The following is a 17,706-nucleotide window of genomic DNA, read 5'->3' on the forward strand; positions in this document are numbered from 1 at the left end:
GCAAATAGAACCACTATTCACTAAAAATTTCCGACTTTTTATCCTCAATTTTCTGCCATCCTCGCTACGGGCGCTATTCTCGGTCAGGCTCCTAGGAGCATGACTTTCAACACCGCTTCTTATGGGTTTCGATTTCCACAATATACCATCAACCGCTTTCTGGTTTGCATTGGCAGAAGCGTCCGGTACACACTACCCTCAAATTTTCAGTCTATTATTACCCTCCATGTGTATAGATAACATCGACACCGAGTTATTTCTCCGTCTTTTTTTACACGACACTCCACTTATGGATGTGCGTGCGCCGGTAGAGTTCAACAAAGGCGCATTTCCTACTGCCACCAACCTGCCGTTATTAGATGATCGCCAGCGTGAAATCATCGGCACCTGTTACAAGCAAAAAGGGCACGATGAGGCGGTCAACCTGGGCAATACCCTGGCTACCGCGGATATCCGGCAACAGCGCCTGAACCGGTGGCAGCAATTTATAGGGCAGCACCCTGAAGGCTACCTTTACTGTTTCCGCGGTGGTGAGCGCTCTCACACAACCCAGCGCTGGTTAAAAGAAGCAGGTATTGACTATCCGCTTATTAACGGGGGCTATAAAGCACTGCGCCACTTTTTGATTGAATCCCTCGAACACACCATTGAACACTGCGCCATGGTCGTATTGAGTGGCAAAACCGGTGTCGGCAAAACACGTCTGCTCAATCAACTGCCCGGCAGCATTGACCTCGAAGGGTTAGCTAACCACCGGGGGTCGAGCTTTGGCCGACGTGTGGGTGGTCAGCCCACTCAAATCAACTTTGAAAACCGCCTGGCCATCGCATTACTCAAGCACTACCACAACAATCCTCAGCAACCTGTCATTCTTGAAGATGAGAGCAAAATGATCGGCAGGTGCAGCTTGCCCCCCACACTGAAAGCAAAAATGCAAGTTTCACCGTTGTTACTGCTCGAAGAATCCATGGCGACACGCGTTACCATTAGTGTGCAGGAATACATTATTGACGACCATCACGACCTTGAACAATGCTCGGAAACAAGCACCTCCCTTGACCAACTGTTTGAGAATCTGAGAGACAGTCTGTACCGGATTCGCCGTCGGCTCGGTGGCTTACGCTATCAGCAAATGAGCAACAGGCTCGATAATGCCATCCACCAGCACCGGTCGGACAATGACCTGTCAGGCTACCGCCCGCTGATTGAAGACTTGCTCAGTGAGTATTATGACCCTATGTACGACTATCAACTGGCACAGAAGGAAAGTCCTGTTCTGTTCAAAGGGAACAGCTCGGCCATCGAAGCCTATTGTCAGCATTTTAGCGCGCTGCCAGATAGTCCATGAGCAGGCGGAATTTATCGTGTATGATCGCCCGATAAACAACAGCAGGAGGAGGAGGATACGTATGAACACGGGCTTTGATACAGTAATTGACCGCAGTAATACCGCCAGCCTCAAGTGGGACCGATACAAGGGCAAAGACATCATCCCCCTTTGGGTGGCCGACACAGACTTTCGCGCTGCCCCCGAGATTATTGAAGCCCTGGGCCAGCGTATTGATCATGGTATCTTTGGTTACACGGTTCCTGACCAGGAGCTGGAGCAACTGGTCGTTGAACGGATGCGCAACCTTTATCAGTGGAAAATTAAACCACAGTGGCTCGTCTGGCTGCCAGGGCTGGTAACAGCCTTGAACATTTCTGTCAGAAGCGTCGCCAGAGAAGGCGAAACGGTGGTTGTGCCAGTGCCCGTCTACTACCCATTTTTGATGGCACCTGAACTGGGTGGACGCAAATCAGCTTTGGTGCAATGGGTCGAAAAGGATGGACGCTGGCAACTGGATATGGAGACACTGGAACACGCTATTACGGAAGACACACGCCTTCTGCTCCTGTGCAATCCGCAAAACCCTAATGGTCGAGTATTAACCCGTAGCGAACTCGAAGCCATTAATCAGTTCTGCCAGAAGCATCAGCTGGTTGTCTGTTCTGACGAAGTGCATTGCGACCTGATTCTTGATGACACCTGCCAGCATATACCCTATGCTTCCCTCAGTGATTATGCCCGGGAACACTCCATCACACTGATGTCGCCGTCTAAAACCTTTAACCTGGCCGGGTTTGGCTGCGCCTTTGCGATCATTCCAAATGAACAGCTACGCCAGCGCTTTAACAGTACCCGCAAAGGCATAGTTCCTGACCCGGACAATATGCTGATTGGCTTCACGGCCACCAAGGCAGCCTATGGCCATGGTGAGCCGTGGCGACGGAGCCTGCTGGCATACCTGAGGGGTAATCACGACTACCTGGTAAAGGCAATCAATGGGATTCCCGGATTGAGGATGAAGCCACTGGAAGCCACCTACCTTGCATGGATCGATGTCAGCGCCCTGCAACTGGATAACCCACAGACTTTTTTTGAGCAGGCAGGCGTGGGGCTATCACCTGGCGCTCAGTTTGGAGATAAAAACTACTTACGACTTAACTTCGGGTGTAGCCGACAATTACTGGAAAAAGCGGTTGATCGGATGGCAAAAGCAGTAGCCGCGCAAGGATAAATATATTTTGTCGTTTGATTAAAAACAGGGAATAATAGGTTAGTGTAGTCAAACGTTGATCACCAGAAAGGCATCTTTGGCTGTTCGATGCTTTAATCTGAATTCAGGTTAAAAAGCCTTCCATAACAAGCGGCCATAACAAGCGGAGCAATGGCGCAAAACCTGTCTCTCCATGTTGAATCTAAACCTGAATAGGTTGCAAAAATGTTGTTACAAAACTACAACTAAATTTTACGCATGTTCGCGTATGATGTTCACCGTATTTTGAGGACTTGGAGAAGTGTATGAAAAGTTTTTCAATGTTATTGGCTGCTGCACTAATGAGCGCATCGTTACAGGTGCTGGCTGATACGAGTGGAGAAGCACAGAAAAAGACACCCGTCTCATCGGCTACTGTCGTAAAAACTCTCGCGGGTGTTTCTGTGCCAGGAACACTGGTAATGGAAGATCAAAAGCTGACCCTCAATGGCGCGGGTATTCGTACCAAGTTCTTTATGGATATGTACGTTGGCGCACTCTACACCACACAAAAAACTAACAATGCCGACGAGGTGCTCAACATTAAGGCACCGGTCGCTGTTAAGTTGAATATTGTCTCGGGCCTGATTTCTTCTGAAAAGATGGCCGATGCCGTGGAAGACGGCTTCAAAAAATCGACTAATGACAATGTCGCGCCTTTTCGTGATCGTTTAGACAGCTTTATAGCGGTTTTCAAGAAAGACGCCATCAAAAAAGGTGATCAGTTTATCTTGATGGTGGTTCCCGGGAAGGGGGTAGATGTTTTCAAAAATGGTCAGAAACTGGCCAACATAAAAGGTGATGACTTTAGCAAAGCCCTTCTGGGCACCTGGTTGGGTAAAACGGTTGCGGACAGTGACCTGAAAAAAGCCATGTTAAATGGCTGATAAGGGCTATATAGCCAAAGGATTTCAAGCTACTACGTGGCGGCAAGTAAGTGAGACCCGTAGCCTGCAAAGAGGGGGTAACCGGGACGAACGAACGCCGCCAACAAAGTAGCCGTTTGAAAGGTGACGGGTATACCCACGCTCGTGTTTAAGGGCGTGGATAAACCAGAGCTTGCGTGAGAAAATACCCCAAGCCAGTTGCGCCTGATAAACGCGATGGGGACGACCATGAAACCATTCTCACAGGCATGTGAAAATAACCGTCAGCCAATTCTCGACGTCTTGCGCCGCGTGTTTTCTGACCGGCAAGGTGTGCTGGAAATAGGCAGTGGCACCGGTCAACATGCCGTCTATTTTGCACGACACTTGCCTTATCTACAGTGGCAAACCAGCGATCTATCAGAGAATCTTGAAGGTATCAACGCCTGGCTGGCAGCAGAACCATCTGCTAATCTTCTGGCTCCCGTGATGTTGAATGTAAAGCAACCCTCCTGGCCTGAGCTGGTTGTGGATGCCGTATTTACTGCCAATACATTGCATATAATGTCATGGGAATCAGTTACGTGTTTTTTCTCACAAATACCCGTTCTGTTTCAGGGACAACAAGGTACCCTTGCTGCCTATGGTCCGTTTAACTACCAGGGCAACTATACCAGTGAAAGTAATGCGCGGTTTGATCTGTGGTTAAAAGACCAGGGGGCTGAGTGTGCCATTCGGGACTTTGAACAGGTCAATGCCCTGGCTGAGCGGGCCGGTCTGCATTTGGTTGAAGATAATGCCATGCCTGCGAATAACCGATTATTGGTATGGGAAAGTGCCTGAAGACGGTCTGAAGGTGTGAGGCAGTATATAACGCCTTGGCGCCATTAACATTATTCTGTTTTGCCACACGCTGCTGCTGGTGAGCCTTTAGAGTAGTCTGCCGCCAAAAAAGGGAGGTCGGGCAAGGGATCCGCTGTAGGGATGATGACCCTGTTTTGGTCACTATAGCTAGTTTAAGGCCATCTTCAGAGTGATTTCTCAAAATATATCAAGCTCTTTTACATCTATTCATTGCCTAAGCGCCAAAGTGGTATATAATAAGAATCGCTTGAAAGTACGTCTCAGATTTATGCAAAACGATATCGATGCTCTACATGGTTGTGCCTCGTTCTGTTCTTCATAAGTTGTAGCAACGCTTTTGGCTCAACGGCCTTTTTATAAGAAAGAGGCTATTTTACTTCTTCTGAATGTTCAGGAAATAACTATGTCTACAGTTACTGGCACCGTAAAGTGGTTCAACGACGAGAAAGGTTTTGGTTTCATCGCTCAGGAAAATGGTCCTGACGTGTTCGCGCACTTTCGTCAGATCAAAGGCGAAGGTTTTCGTACTCTGGCTGAAGGCCAGAAAGTTGAGTTCACTGTAACTCAAGGCCAGAAAGGCCCTCAGGCTGAAGATATTCAGCCCCTGTAAGGGTTTTGTGCTGGCCCTGTTTTCAGGGTTACACATGATGTTCTTATCTGCTCTATGCGAAAAAGGCAGCCCTTGTGGTTCGCCTTTTTTTATCGAAATCGCATAAAACCCCGTACTTCTGGCGCGGGGATGTAAGCGAGGCTTGCAAAGCAAGCCATTTGTTGTATTTTCTATCTGTCAGGCGTTTCCAGCGATTACGCTACCTGACAGGAAAAGTAAAATACCTCCGCTTTCTGCCCGTGTATCTCAACAATCCGAAAGGTAGAGCAGATTGTCGAATAAGGCGTATACCGCTACTGGTAAGGGATACGCCGCAGCAGGGCATTGCCGTCGTCTGGTAGCAGGAATCTCCGTCGTTCACGCCGGGGAGGATGTCAAGTCAGTGGCGTGGCATTGAAGAGTCAATAAGGATGTCGCTTCGCTCCACATGCTTCAGGTGGCGAATGAACGCCACCTAAGCAACACAACCTTCGAGGCAAAGCTTCGCAATGCCTGCGGTTGTTTCCTCCACCAAGCTAAGGCTCTGGTGGGGGTTTTGACCCTGCGCTATTTGATAAAAAATGGGTAATACCAACGGCTTTTTCTCCTGAATTCAGCTTTAAACGTCAATGTATATACATATTTTGACTTCCAAAGAAGACTCTTTAAACTAATAGCTAAACTACCCGTTACGCAGGGAGCAGCTATGAGTCGTCATAAGGTATCTGAAGCGGCTGTACTGGTTGGAAAAAATCGCAAGACATTATATGCGCATATCAGCAGCGGAAAAATTTCCGCGCAAATTGACGAGGAAGGTACAAAATTTATTGACACCTCAGAACTGGTTCGTGTGTATGGTGAAATCAAGCCCCCTCCTGAACCTGAGCCCGCATTTCAAATGGACTTGCAAACCCAGGCAACGCAGGATTTGCTGCGTGAATTAATTGGGGTTGTTCAAAACCAGCAAATTGAGTTAAGGGCCATTAAAGAGGAGCTAGCCAGGTACCCGCGCCTGCCAACAAACGATCATCAGCGTATACATATTGAGTCACATACTATTTCTGAAAAAGCCGCTATAGCCCATGATACTGAATGTAAGAAACCAGAAGTCTCAGGAAAAATCGAATGGCGAGCCGCTGGTAAGCGAGTGACTCAAAGTGCGTCTAAAGCTGCTGAAAAAGTTAAAAGCTGGCTTTCCAACTATTTTTGAAGCTGTTGCCCTGTTTTAAACGGCGGCTTCACCAGCAATGGCAGAAGCACACCCTTTCCTTGTTATGCCTGGTGCTGTTAAGGGCTAATACCCCTACAGTCGTCATTCCCGCAATACCGCAAAGGCGGGAATCTACCAGAAAATCGACTCCCGCCCTCGCAGGAGTGACCAAAGTGATAGTTGTATGTATATCAACGTTTGTTTGCACTAGTACATCATTCCAAATTAGTTGTTGGGTAAAGCCTTAACTTTATCCGGGCATCTTCAGTTGTAAACTTCCATATATAGCATCATGATAGCGCTACCATCTTCAGGCTGCCAAACGTTTCATACTCCGCCATTTTCAGTGCCTCAATCGTCCGCTCGTCGTTAATGCCTAGGAGGCTGTCCGAGAATAGCGCCCGTAGCGAGGATGGCAGAAAATTGAGGATAAAAAGTCGGAAATTTTTAGTGAATAGTGGTTCTATTTGCTAAAAATTTACGACTTTTTAGACCAATTTGCTGCCACCGCAGTAGGGCAGTCTATTCTCGGTCAGCCTCCTAGCGTAACGCCCAGGGAAGAATAGAGGAATAGGACATGAGGAATAGGACACCCATAACTATCTCAGCTGAGAAAGATGGGAGCTGAAAAAGAGGGGTATCCTTTTTATTTTTGAACGATAAGCTCAGTTATGCAGGCTCATTCCATATTGAAGGAGACTCTGGAAGGCATAACTTGCAAAAATAGTCTACTTTCTACAATGATGTGTATTCCAATCCTTTATCAACTGCATTACGGCAATGGTCAAACGTTTCAAAAGCCATGCCCTTGAATTCTGTAATGACTCAGAGGCTATCTTGCAGATTCTCCATTACCCAAGGCGCTACCTCCTGACCAACTAATGGATCGTAGCGAACTTTACGACACTGTGTGATTCAAGTGACACAATCACTCGTGGGCCAACCTGCGACGCGCGCCCTTACAGGCATTGTCTCCATCCACAAGCGCTTGGGTGAAAAAGATGATATTGATACCATTAAGGATCGCATCATTGACAAAAAGGGCATCATGGATACACTTTCGTATCTACCATTACGGTGATGGGGTTCATGGTAATTTTTCCGAACCCGCACACAGTATGCCAATGCGAAGTGTTATGCTCATTCGTTGTTAAGCATCACCCTATGGCACAATGCGGGAATTTATTCTGCATAAGCTGTAGATGGTAATAATACGTGGCTGTTTTTGCTGCCTGAGCAAGTGTATAAACAGTGACAATTTTATTGTACGAGGTAAGCAGAATGGATAGAGTACTATTAGGTGTCGCAACCTTCATCTCTACAATACTTCTTACACACTCTGGTTTTGCTTCAGACTCAAGAAGCCCGAAAATAGATTTTGTTAACACTACCAATCTTAAAGCTAATTGGGCTCCAGGAGGAGGCACTTTGGAAATAGATTTTTATAACGATACCAAATATGCCTGCAAAATAAAAAAATCTACTCTTACTTATGGTGTATGGTATGAGAGACCACCTAACTCTGACGAAATAATAGCTAAACATACTAACGTCTCTTGGTGGGCGCACCAGAGTTCTGGCCATGGTCCTGATATATCCATGGAAATTGAATGTGGTGGTTACTCTTTTAAAATCAGAAACCACCAAAACTTCACTGTTCTTGAAGGCGGTGATCAATTTTGCTCCGTTTATGATGTGGATAAACATCTCACTGTTACCAACAAACAGACTCAGCATTCCTCTTATATTGACGACGACGAGGGTGTTGCAAAAGTCGCTGTTTCATTGAAAGGAAGTCACTTTGAGTTTGAATAAGACGGGAAACAAGCTGCTGAATTAAGAAAAAAAATAAAAAAAATCAAAGGACACGCATAAGTTTGACGTTGCCAGGAGCCTGTCGGGCTTAAGCTTTCGAGCATAAAATTCTGGCCGCACTTTCTGGATTTCAGGCCGAAATTGTCTTAAGTCCGACAGGCTCCTAAACGCTAGCATTCAGGTTTGGATGCAAAAACTCCACATGCTATAGTGGCAGCCTATATATTAGCGGCGGCAAGTAGCCACATAGTAAGGCGCTCAAGCCGACGGCGTCACACGTTATTGAAGGTTGAGGATTCCATGGCTGGAAAAATAATTCGTCCAGATGATAACGAAGAATTTTATACGGATGAAAGATGCTATATCCTGGAATCTTCAAATTCTTCTTTTGACAGAGATGTTTCTATTGCTCGCGCGCGGGTCGAGCCCGGCACTACCACCTGCTGGCATAGATTAAAGCGTTCTACTGAGCGCTACCGCATCGTCAGTGGTAAAGGTAGTGTTGAGGTGGGGGATGAACCCGCACAGGTAGTGGTTTCTGGTGATGTGGTAATTATTCCGCCTATGTGTAAACAGAGAATCGAGAATATCGGTAAAGACGACCTGGTATTTTTAGTGATTTGTACGCCTCGGTTCCACGTGGAAGACTACGAAGATTTGGAGCAATAATAGGAGCCTGACAAGCCGGTCAGAATAGACGGTTTCCGTTGTTTTTTTGGCCAAAGAGCATGCCATAAGAACAATCACTTCCAAAACCGCCATTTACCGAGACGGTATCTATCAGGAGTAAAGCATGAAGTTCAACCATATTGGAATTCCTACAACAGGGTCATTTGAGGGAGAGATTGATCTGCCCCACCTTAAAATGACTGTATCAGATCACGAAAATAATCCCTTTGGTATCCAATGGCAGAGATACTGGGAAGAAGCGCCCTACCCCGATCTTGTTAAATCAGTTCCACACGTTGCGTTTGAGGTCGATGATCTTGAAAAAGCACTTCGTGATCAAAAGATTATTATTGAGCCAAACTCGCCAAGTGAAGGGCTTACCGTGGCGTTCATTGAAGTCAACGGCGCACCCATTGAATTAATGCGCTATCAAAGAGACCCATAACAAGGCGCATGCAGCCGGACTCGTCCCCTTTACCTTATGGTGCGTTTGCGCTACGCGCACAATTATCGCGCCATAAAATAAAAATCCCTCGCGCGCTGATGCGCAAAGTTATACCTTTTAATGGCGCTTATCCCAATTTTTTATTATTGACATTTGAAGTTGCATCTGAAAAATGAGCAATATGCTCAATTTAACAAATTGATCAGGTGGCGGTAGCTGTTGACTCAATAGTAATTGATTAAACTCATAACTTAATCCATTTTGCAGTCTAGCTTGCTGCAAGAAGAGTTGTTGTACTGATGGACAATTTTTTGGTTCACCATGCACGCTTGGTAACATATTGAGCAGATGACATTGTACACCTATTATGTCACTTGCTTTTTTTATAAGCTTACAGAAACAAACACTGTTCTCCGGGTGAGGACACTCCGCTGCTTTTATGGTTTGAAAAAAAACAGAAAGAAACAAAAAGGTCGTAAATAATTTTTTCACTTTCATCATTTCCATAGACTGTATAGAGTTATGAGTTTAGGCATAACAACTACATCAAGCTCGGTTTCGCCCCCCAACCTTGCTGACGTTCGGCAGCTTAAACAAGCGTTAGAAGCCATTCAGACCTCAAGCCCCGCATAAACGATGACGTTAATATTGATCTTTCCTGTAGATGATAAGAAAGTGGCATTTCTTACTCAAAGCCAAAATATATCAGCACCTTATGAGAAGTACGTGTAGATATGACATCACAGTTTAAGCACTTTGATCTGAGATTAGCTAGCCCAGGCTTCGATTCAGAGCTAAAAATTAACATATCTGTTATCTGTTATCTGTTATCTGTTATCTGTTATCTGTTATCTGTTTATTTTATTCAGTCAGAGAAAACTCAGGCATTGAGTATCAGGTATTTTCATCCTCATTATACAGATCCACAAACGAGCCACCGTGCTCAGTACCCCGTGAGTGACGGCTTCTCTGGCTAGCCAGTTGATCCAGATAACTCTGATCAATCCCACCGGTAACATACTGTCCATCAAACACTGAACATTCAAACGCCTTAATCTCGGGTTTCAGCGACGATACCGCTTTTTTTAAATCGTCCAGCTCCTGATACAGTAAACCATCAGCATCAATCAGCTGTTCAATTTCTGCCTCCGTTTGATCATGGGCAATCAACTCATCACAGGTGGGCATATCAATACCATAAACATTCGGATAACGGATGGCAGGCGCTGCTGAGCAGAAATACACTTTTTTAGCCCCGGCCTCGCGTGCCATTTCAACGATCTGCTGGCAGGTAGTGCCCCGCACAATAGAGTCATCCACCAGCAACACGCTTTTACCGGAAAACTCCTGACTGATCGCATTAAGCTTTTGCTTGACTGATTTTTTGCGTACTGCCTGACCCGGCATAATAAAGGTTCTGCCAATATAGCGATTTTTCACGAAACCTTCACGGTAAGGCAACCCCAGACGCGTTGCCAGCTCCAGCGCGGAGTTACGACTGGTATCGGGAATGGGCATGACCACATCAATATCGTGGTCATGCCATTCTCGTAAAATTTTATTGGCCAGAGTCTGCCCCATACGCAGACGGGACTGGTACACAGAAATACCATCAATAATAGAGTCGGGCCTGGCTAAATAGACATATTCAAACATGCACGGCGTTTTTATTCCGGGCACACATTGAAAGGTTTCCAGTTTACCCCATTGATCAATATAAACCGCTTCGCCAGGCGCTACATCCCGCGCAAGCGTGAAGCCCAGGGCATCGAGAGCCACAGATTCAGAGGCGATCATGTACTCAACGGTATCTCCACTTTGTCGTTTACCGTACACCAGAGGACGAATACCATGGGGATCACGAAAACCAACAATGCCATGACCATTGATCATTGCAATAACCGCATAGCCCCCTTCACAACGACCGTACACTCGCGTAATAGCCTGAAAAATATCCTTCGCCGCCAGTGTCTGCTTGTCCGTTTTAGAGACTTCATGGGCAAAAACATTCAGCAGGATTTCAGAGTCTGAATGGGTGTTGATATGCCGACGGTCACTGGAGAACAGAGAGTACTTAATAGCCTCTGCGTTGGTGAGGTTGCCATTATGAGCCAGCGCGATCCCGTAAGGTGAGTTCACATAAAATGGCTGGGCCTCTGCTGAACTGGATGTTCCGGCTGTGGGATAACGCACATGGGCAATCCCTGTATTTCCAGGCAAACGTGCCATATGCCGGGTACGAAAGACATCTTTGACCAGCCCATTATCTTTACGCAGGAAAAACCGGTTGTTATCCAGCGTTACCATACCTGCGGCATCCTGCCCTCGGTGTTGGAGTACGGTCAGCGCATCAAACAACAGCTGATTGACATTGACCACAGCAGAAATTCCAACAATTCCACACATGAACACACTTCCTCAAATGTGATCGTAGTCCACCGCCCTACGCACCCGGCACAGAGACTACCCATTGATTGCCCTTAACCAGCAAGAAACCGTTTAAAATAGTAGCATGACAACATTGACCAATAAACTGCCCTTCCCGCGAAGGTAACGACCCACCACAACAGTGGACGACTGTCTTTACAGGGACGGGTGTTGGTCTATTTTTCACTGTACCACCTCCCACAGAAGCCGTCTTAGATGCCCTGCAACTAGCAAGGCCTGTAAAGAGAGCAACAAGCAACTATTTAATAACTAAATAGTTAATAACTAAACAGTGTCATTAAGCGAATTATTGTCGAGATTGTCGAGCAAAGGCTCAACAATCTCAATGAGGGTTTCCTTTGACCAATCTGCCAACATCAGAAAATGCGGTAATAGTACCGAATTTTTCCAGGCATTGTCTTGCTCCAGTGGCGCGATTTTCATCAACCCCAGCAAAATAACAACCAGCAAACAGCCACGCAAAGCACCGAAGATGACACCCAGCGCGCGGTCAGTCCCGGTTAAGCCGGTAGCCTGCACCAGGCCCACAATAAACCGGTTAATCATTGCTCCCACCATCAAGATAGCGACAAAAAGTAACGCCGTCGCCACCATCTTACGGATGGAGGGTGTCTCAATATAATCGATCAGGTGGTTCGCCAGATTATCGCCAAAGGTCCATGCGGCAAAAGCAGCCAGCAGCCAGGTCATCAGCGACATGACCTCCCTGAAAAACCCTCGCCTCAGGCTGATGACTGCAGAGACGCATATCACTGCAGTAATCACCCAGTCTACCCAGGTAAAACTCACGTATTATACCCTCGTTTCAGTAGGCTTTCTTTAAACGGCATAATGTTAATCACAGAGTATGGCATAATACCCTCCGGGCGATACAGCCCCCCCACAAGGATTAGCCCATTTTTTCGCCATACTCTGATCAATTCATTTCGTGGCAACACCCGTATTCGCCTGAGTTTGAGATAAAAATGCGACACCTTTCAATACAGTACCACTTCTTTGAACTGACCAGAGCGCTCCCATTGGGTACCAGAAAGAAGTGGGTGTTGGTTTAAGTGAAAAGACACCCCTGAATGGGGGATTTGATCGCCCCACCAGGCAGTGCTAAAAAAGCGTTTTATCGCTTTGTTATGGCTTTTTGCATCCTTGTCGCGAAGCAGTCTTAAAAATCTGCCCGTAGCGAGGACCGCGAGAAATGGCGGATAAAAAGTCGCTTTTGTGAGGAGAATAGCGGGACTATTTGACGAACAAAAGCGGGTTTTTAGACCCATTTATCGTAGCCGCAGTAGGAGCATGACGTTTAAGACTGCTTCTCAGTGGCAGCCGCCTGCCCCCAGCCAGTGACCGGACTGGGGAAAACTGTCAATGACAGGCCCGATAAACAGACGGCATTAACGGTTTAAAAAATACTGATTGAGTAATCAATATAAGCGCGAAGATCATTCGCCGTTACATCAGGCGCGTTCGCGTATTTCGTTTCTCCCCAGCCCTTCTGCATGGTCAAAGAGACGCCCTTCAGGGGTGAGCTGTCGGCAAAAGCATACACCAGTTCTGTAAATACCTCTGTTTCTTTCTCCATTTGATTTTCGGAGGGGTCATTCATATCTGAGCCGTAAATATAGCCGACGGTGGCATTAAACCCGTCCAGACCCATATGACCAAAATCATAACCGACTTCTGCCTGCCAGACCTTTTCACCGTCATACCAGAAGTTACCTACCAGGTAACCGATGCGGCTCGGAGAGCTGCCGTAGTCATTATAGGCAAAGCGATCATCCAGCGTTCCCATCTCACCGTCTTGACGCGCTTCGGTGTAACCGTAGATCAGCGTCCCGGTAAAACCATTGTTGCCGTACTCAGTGGTAAACGTGTAATGATTGGCTTCTTCTTTGAAGCCCAGGTTGTCCCATTTTTCACCATTCTCCCTGGCTCCGTGATACATACCCTCAAACATCAGTGTTGCATCATGACCCAGGTTAAAGGTGTAAGCCAGGGTGCCGGAAAACTGCTTGCTATACGCCTCGGACTCCAGATAAAAGCCTTCAGCCCGCCAGTTATTCACGTCATACACTGAACCTACCTGCCAGACATAATCAATTTTTTCTTTTGATTGCGTGTATAAGTCATCCCAGCTGGCTTCGGTACGCTGGCCGATGCCGTCGTAGTAGCCACCATGCACCATCCAGCCATCCATCAGGTACCCTTCAACCAGTGCCCCGCGGTAACTCGAAGGTGTGCTTCGGGAGCTGGAACCGCCGATACCGCCATTTTTTCCACGCATATACCCGATCTGGGAATAGACACCGCGGCTTTGATCACCGGCTTTCACTTTAACAAAGGCCTGACCAAGCTTGTGGTAGCCTGAATGGTCTTTCGTCAGCAGCTGACCACGGTCATAACTGGTAGAGTAAGGGTCAACACCTGAGTGGTCCAGACCCACGGCACCGTAATAAGACGCGTCAAAACCTATGATGTCAGCAAAATAGCCCGATTTATAGTTTAACTGAATACCCTCTGAGGTCTGACTCCAACTATCACTACCGTCATTGGAGTTGAAATGAGCGGTCCGTAGTTGAATGTCAAAGGTGCTATCGTCGATAAAATCAGCATGGGTTACGCTGGATGCAGCAGCCAAAATAGCTGTACTCATTGCAGTCAAAGCAAATGACTTCATTAAAATCCCCTGAGGCATTATTGTTGGCAACGGCGGCAGGTCTCTCCTTTCCGCCTTGTTATTCACTTGTTGTATTAATGGCTGCCTTCGCTGGCAGTCTTAAAATGAAGGAAAAGTCTTCCATAAAAAAAATAACAAAGAAACGACAAAATACCTACACAGACGGGAAAGTAACCACTTTATTGATTTAAATCTGAAAAACAGTGACTTTTTTGTCGCGAAAAAACCATTGCATGGTATGCTAGCTTGTTTTTTAACTAAGAAATGTCAGATTCTTTTGACCTGAAAACGCCCCTCGGTAATAGTCGTGTTATGTCATCGACCCGTATCAGCGTGACCACTGCGATGATAGTCGTCAAAGAGTCTGAAAAAACCGTAATCCAATATTGACTGATTGAACGAACCGTGATGATCAGCCCCTGAAAAAACGGTTAAGCGCCCCTGCATTTCGGTTTAAACGCAGTGGTTGGTATGAAACGGATTGTAAAGGTGGTAAAAAGAAGAGCCTTGCGTCCAGTGATCATCACTGTCCGACAAAAAAGCAGTAGCGCTGACAGTGGCAGCACAAGCGCGCCAACCAGTCGCTAAAGAACCAGCAGTCCTTCAGGGGTGCTGGAGACCCATTTTTCCCTTGTTTTGAGGTATATTATGCGCAGCCATTATTGCGGCGAACTGAACCTTTCCCATGACGGGCAGGAGGTCACCCTTTGTGGTTGGGTGCATCGCCGTCGTGATCACGGTGGCGTCATTTTCCTGGACCTGCGTGACCGGGAGGGAATCACCCAGGTTGTCGTTGACCCCGATACGGAAGAGGCCTTTGCCCTGGCCGACAAAGTCCGCAGTGAGTACGTACTGAAAATCACGGGTAAAGTCCGCCCCCGCCCGGAAGGCACCGTCAATTCGGCTATGACTACCGGTGAGATCGAAGTGCTTGGTCAGCGGCTGGCAATTCTTAACAGCGCGCAGACGCCACCGTTCCAGATTGATGAATACACCGATGTGGGTGAAGATATTCGCCTGAGACACCGCTATATGGATCTTCGTCGCCCGGAAATGCAGGAGAAGCTGATTCTGCGCAGCAAGATAAGCCAGACCGTTCGTCGCTATTTGGACGAACATGGATTTCTTGATATTGAAACACCTGCGCTCACCCGGGCAACGCCAGAAGGCGCGCGTGACTACCTCGTGCCCAGTCGCACCCATGCCGGTTCCTTCTTTGCTTTGCCACAATCGCCACAGCTATTCAAACAGTTACTGATGGTGTCTGGCTTTGACCGTTATTACCAGATCGTTAAGTGCTTCCGTGATGAAGACCTGCGCGCTGACCGTCAGCCTGAATTTACCCAGATTGATATGGAAGCCTCTTTTATGGAAGAAGAGCAGATTATGGGACTGGCAGAAGGGTTGGTGAAAAAACTCCTCAAAGAGATCAAAGGTGTTGAACTCGGTGACTTTCCCCATATGACATTTGCCGAGGCCATGAGTCGCTTCGGCTCCGATAAACCGGACCTGCGAATTCCCCTGGAACTGGTGGATGTCGCTGACTTGATGGCCCGTGTTGACTTTAAGGTCTTCAAAGGCCCGGCAGACGATCCAAAAGGCCGGGTGGCTGCCCTGAAGGTGACAGGTGGTGCTGAGCTGAGCCGCAAGCAGATTGATGAGTACACCAAATTTGTCGGCATTTACGGAGCAAAAGGGCTGGCCTGGATAAAAGTCAATGCCCTGGAAAATGGTGCCAATGGTTTGCAGTCGCCCATCATCAAGTTCCTCGGTGAGGATGTTAGCATGCGGATTATGACGCGCGTTGGTGCTCAAAATGGCGATATTGTTTTCTTTGGGGCCGATCGGGCCAACATTGTCAATGAGGCCCTCGGGGCATTGCGCTGCAAGATTGGCGCTGACCTTAACCTGTATACCAAAGAATGGGCGCCCCTGTGGGTTATAGACTTCCCCATGTTTGAAGCTGACGAAAAAGGGAACATGACCGCGTTACATCACCCATTCACCGCACCCACCTGCACACCGCAAGCGCTCGAAGCCAGGCCAATGGAAGCCCTGTCCCGCGCTTATGACATTGTCTTAAATGGCTATGAAGTCGGCGGGGGTTCTGTCCGTATTCACCAGCAGGCGATGCAAGAAGCGGTATTTCGCTTGCTGAATATTGATGAAGCCCAGCAAAAGGAAAAATTTGGCTTCTTACTGGATGCCCTCAGGTTTGGCGCGCCACCCCATGGCGGTCTGGCATTCGGTCTGGATCGACTGGTGATGTTATTGTGCGGCACTGACAATATCCGTGAAGTGATTGCTTTTCCAAAAACCCAGTCTGCCGGCTGTCTGCTGACCCGGGCACCGGGGCAGGTGGATGCCACCCAGCTACGGGATTTGAACCTGCGTATTCGTCGCGACCCGGCATCGGCAACCAGTCACTGATAAATCCCTGGGAGCCTGACCGAGAATAGCGCCCGTAGCGAGGATTACGAGAAATTGAGGATAAAAATTTCTGCTTCTGAGGATAATAGTGGGGCTATTTGACGAAGAAGCAGGAATTTTTAGACCCATTTATCGCAACCGCAGTAGGGTAGTCTATTCTCGGAAAGGCTCCTAGCAATCTCACCAGCGTCCGCCGAGCTGGTGACCTAAAACGAGGTTGTTTCCATGGCAGGTCACAGTAAATGGGCCAATATTAAACACCGCAAGGCAGCACAGGATGCCAAGCGCGGTAAGATTTTCACAAAAATCATTCGTGAGCTGGTTGTCGCCGCCAAGCAGGGGGGAGCGAATGTTGACGATAACCCCAGCTTGCGTGCGGTTGTTGACAAGGCTCTCGGGGCTAACATGACCCGCGATACCATTAATCGTGCCATTGCCCGCGGTGCCGGTGGTGGCGAAGACACCAATATGGAGGCCGTGGTTTATGAAGGCTATGGCAGCGGTGGTATTGCCGTTTTGGTTGAATGCCTGACCGATAACCGCAACCGTACCGTTGCTGAAGTCCGCCATGCTTTTTCAAAGCACGGGGGTAATCTGGGCACTGATGGCTCGGTAGCTTACCTGTTCAGCAAAAAAGGGCAGATCTATTTTGAACAAGGTGCTGATGAAGAGGCCATCATGGAAGCAGCACTGGAAGCCGGTGCTGAAGATGTGATCAGCAACGATGACGGTTCCGTTGAAGTACTGACGCGATGGACAGACTTTATGGCGGTAAAAGAGTCCCTGGAAACTTCTGGCCTGAAGCCCGCCGGTGGCGAAGTCGCCATGATTGCGGCAACGCGGGTAGCACTGGATTTCGATGGCGCGGAAAAAGTCATGAAGCTGGTGGACCGCCTGGAAGATCTTGACGATGTGCAGAATGTTTACACCAATGCGGATATTCCAGCGGACGTGATGGCACAGCTGATTTAGACACTGTTCAGACCCTTTGTGACAAGCCACCTGCTTTTTGATTTTCTGAATAACTCTGAGAAACATAGTGGTGTTATGTAACGAAGAGAAGTGGAAAACAGGCAGCTTTTATGGGTGGCTAGGAGCCTGTCGGACTTATGCTTTCGAG

General features: G+C 47.6%; 18 protein-coding genes. 13 read left to right on the forward strand and 5 right to left on the reverse strand.

All coding sequences use genetic code 11. From position 1 onward, the window contains the following. The first annotated feature begins 121 nt into the window (after positions 1 to 121). The 10 genes from mnmH to V4C51_RS13865 all read left to right on the forward strand — a co-directional run bounded on the left by mnmH (position 122) and on the right by V4C51_RS13865 (position 9,037). Positions 122 to 1,348, forward strand: coding sequence for a tRNA 2-selenouridine(34) synthase MnmH (mnmH, locus tag V4C51_RS13820; RefSeq protein WP_330926764.1), 1,227 nt, complete (start codon positions 122 to 124; stop codon positions 1,346 to 1,348). A 61-nt stretch (positions 1,349 to 1,409) separates the two neighbouring features. Then, positions 1,410 to 2,561 carry a MalY/PatB family protein gene (locus V4C51_RS13825; protein ID WP_330926765.1) on the forward strand — a complete coding sequence of 384 codons (1,152 nt, stop codon included), beginning with the start codon at positions 1,410 to 1,412 and terminating at the stop codon, positions 2,559 to 2,561. A 284-nt stretch (positions 2,562 to 2,845) separates the two neighbouring features. Continuing rightward, positions 2,846 to 3,466 (forward strand): chalcone isomerase family protein, encoded by a 621-nt coding sequence (locus V4C51_RS13830; protein WP_330926766.1) that lies wholly within the window; start codon positions 2,846 to 2,848, stop codon positions 3,464 to 3,466. A 228-nt stretch (positions 3,467 to 3,694) separates the two neighbouring features. After that, complete coding sequence (locus V4C51_RS13835) at positions 3,695 to 4,288, forward strand: DUF938 domain-containing protein (RefSeq protein ID WP_330926767.1); 594 nt, start codon at positions 3,695 to 3,697, stop codon at positions 4,286 to 4,288. A 424-nt stretch (positions 4,289 to 4,712) separates the two neighbouring features. Further along, positions 4,713 to 4,919, forward strand: coding sequence for a cold-shock protein (locus tag V4C51_RS13840; RefSeq protein ID WP_330926768.1), 207 nt, complete (start codon positions 4,713 to 4,715; stop codon positions 4,917 to 4,919). A 685-nt stretch (positions 4,920 to 5,604) separates the two neighbouring features. Continuing rightward, a complete protein-coding gene (locus tag V4C51_RS13845) occupies positions 5,605 to 6,108 on the forward strand; it encodes a hypothetical protein (RefSeq protein ID WP_330926769.1) in 504 nt (167 codons plus the stop codon). Positions 6,109 to 7,027: 919 nt separating this feature from the next. Beyond that, a complete protein-coding gene (locus V4C51_RS13850; RefSeq protein ID WP_330926770.1) occupies positions 7,028 to 7,189 on the forward strand; it encodes a hypothetical protein in 162 nt (53 codons plus the stop codon). A gap of 200 nt (positions 7,190 to 7,389) precedes the next feature. After that, entirely contained in the window at positions 7,390 to 7,923 is a 534-nt protein-coding gene (locus V4C51_RS13855) for a hypothetical protein (protein WP_330926771.1), read from the forward strand. 183 nt (positions 7,924 to 8,106) lie between these two features. Further along, entirely contained in the window at positions 8,107 to 8,592 is a 486-nt protein-coding gene (locus V4C51_RS13860; protein ID WP_330926772.1) for a cupin domain-containing protein, read from the forward strand. Between the two features lie 124 nt (positions 8,593 to 8,716). Further along, positions 8,717 to 9,037: a VOC family protein gene (locus V4C51_RS13865; protein WP_330926773.1), complete on the forward strand. Its 321-nt coding sequence runs from the start codon at positions 8,717 to 8,719 to the stop codon at positions 9,035 to 9,037. A gap of 117 nt (positions 9,038 to 9,154) precedes the next feature. Here V4C51_RS13865 and V4C51_RS13870 read toward each other — a convergent pair whose 3' ends face one another. The 5 genes from V4C51_RS13870 to V4C51_RS13890 all read right to left on the reverse strand — a co-directional run bounded on the left by V4C51_RS13870 (position 9,155) and on the right by V4C51_RS13890 (position 14,156). Then, on the reverse strand, positions 9,155 to 9,529 hold the full coding sequence (locus tag V4C51_RS13870; RefSeq protein ID WP_330926774.1) for a hypothetical protein: 375 nt from the start codon (positions 9,527 to 9,529) through the stop codon (positions 9,155 to 9,157). A 402-nt stretch (positions 9,530 to 9,931) separates the two neighbouring features. Further along, a complete protein-coding gene (purF, locus tag V4C51_RS13875) occupies positions 9,932 to 11,443 on the reverse strand; it encodes an amidophosphoribosyltransferase (protein ID WP_330926775.1) in 1,512 nt (503 codons plus the stop codon). A 37-nt stretch (positions 11,444 to 11,480) separates the two neighbouring features. Beyond that, positions 11,481 to 11,651: a hypothetical protein gene (locus tag V4C51_RS13880; protein WP_330926776.1), complete on the reverse strand. Its 171-nt coding sequence runs from the start codon at positions 11,649 to 11,651 to the stop codon at positions 11,481 to 11,483. 98 nt (positions 11,652 to 11,749) lie between these two features. Next, on the reverse strand, positions 11,750 to 12,274 hold the full coding sequence (locus V4C51_RS13885; RefSeq protein ID WP_330926777.1) for a CvpA family protein: 525 nt from the start codon (positions 12,272 to 12,274) through the stop codon (positions 11,750 to 11,752). 607 nt (positions 12,275 to 12,881) lie between these two features. Next, complete coding sequence (locus V4C51_RS13890) at positions 12,882 to 14,156, reverse strand: OprD family outer membrane porin (protein WP_330926778.1); 1,275 nt, start codon at positions 14,154 to 14,156, stop codon at positions 12,882 to 12,884. On the opposite strand from V4C51_RS13890, the gene V4C51_RS13895 reads away from it, so the two are divergent. From V4C51_RS13895 to V4C51_RS13905, 3 genes are all read left to right on the forward strand, one after another. Beyond that, positions 14,147 to 14,347: a hypothetical protein gene (locus tag V4C51_RS13895; RefSeq protein WP_330926779.1), complete on the forward strand. Its 201-nt coding sequence runs from the start codon at positions 14,147 to 14,149 to the stop codon at positions 14,345 to 14,347. The genes V4C51_RS13890 and V4C51_RS13895 overlap by 10 nt on opposite strands. Before the next feature lie 457 nt (positions 14,348 to 14,804). Beyond that, the gene (aspS, locus tag V4C51_RS13900) at positions 14,805 to 16,586 is read left to right on the forward strand and encodes an aspartate--tRNA ligase (RefSeq protein WP_330926780.1); all 1,782 of its coding nucleotides are present in this window, start codon (positions 14,805 to 14,807) and stop codon (positions 16,584 to 16,586) included. Between the two features lie 225 nt (positions 16,587 to 16,811). Next, the gene (locus V4C51_RS13905; RefSeq protein ID WP_330926781.1) at positions 16,812 to 17,558 is read left to right on the forward strand and encodes a YebC/PmpR family DNA-binding transcriptional regulator; all 747 of its coding nucleotides are present in this window, start codon (positions 16,812 to 16,814) and stop codon (positions 17,556 to 17,558) included. Positions 17,559 to 17,706 lie beyond the last annotated feature (148 nt).

The sequence above is a fragment of the Candidatus Sororendozoicomonas aggregata genome (assembly GCF_031528575.1).
In the GTDB taxonomy this organism is placed as follows: Bacteria; Pseudomonadota; Gammaproteobacteria; order Pseudomonadales; family Endozoicomonadaceae; genus Endonucleibacter; species Endonucleibacter aggregata.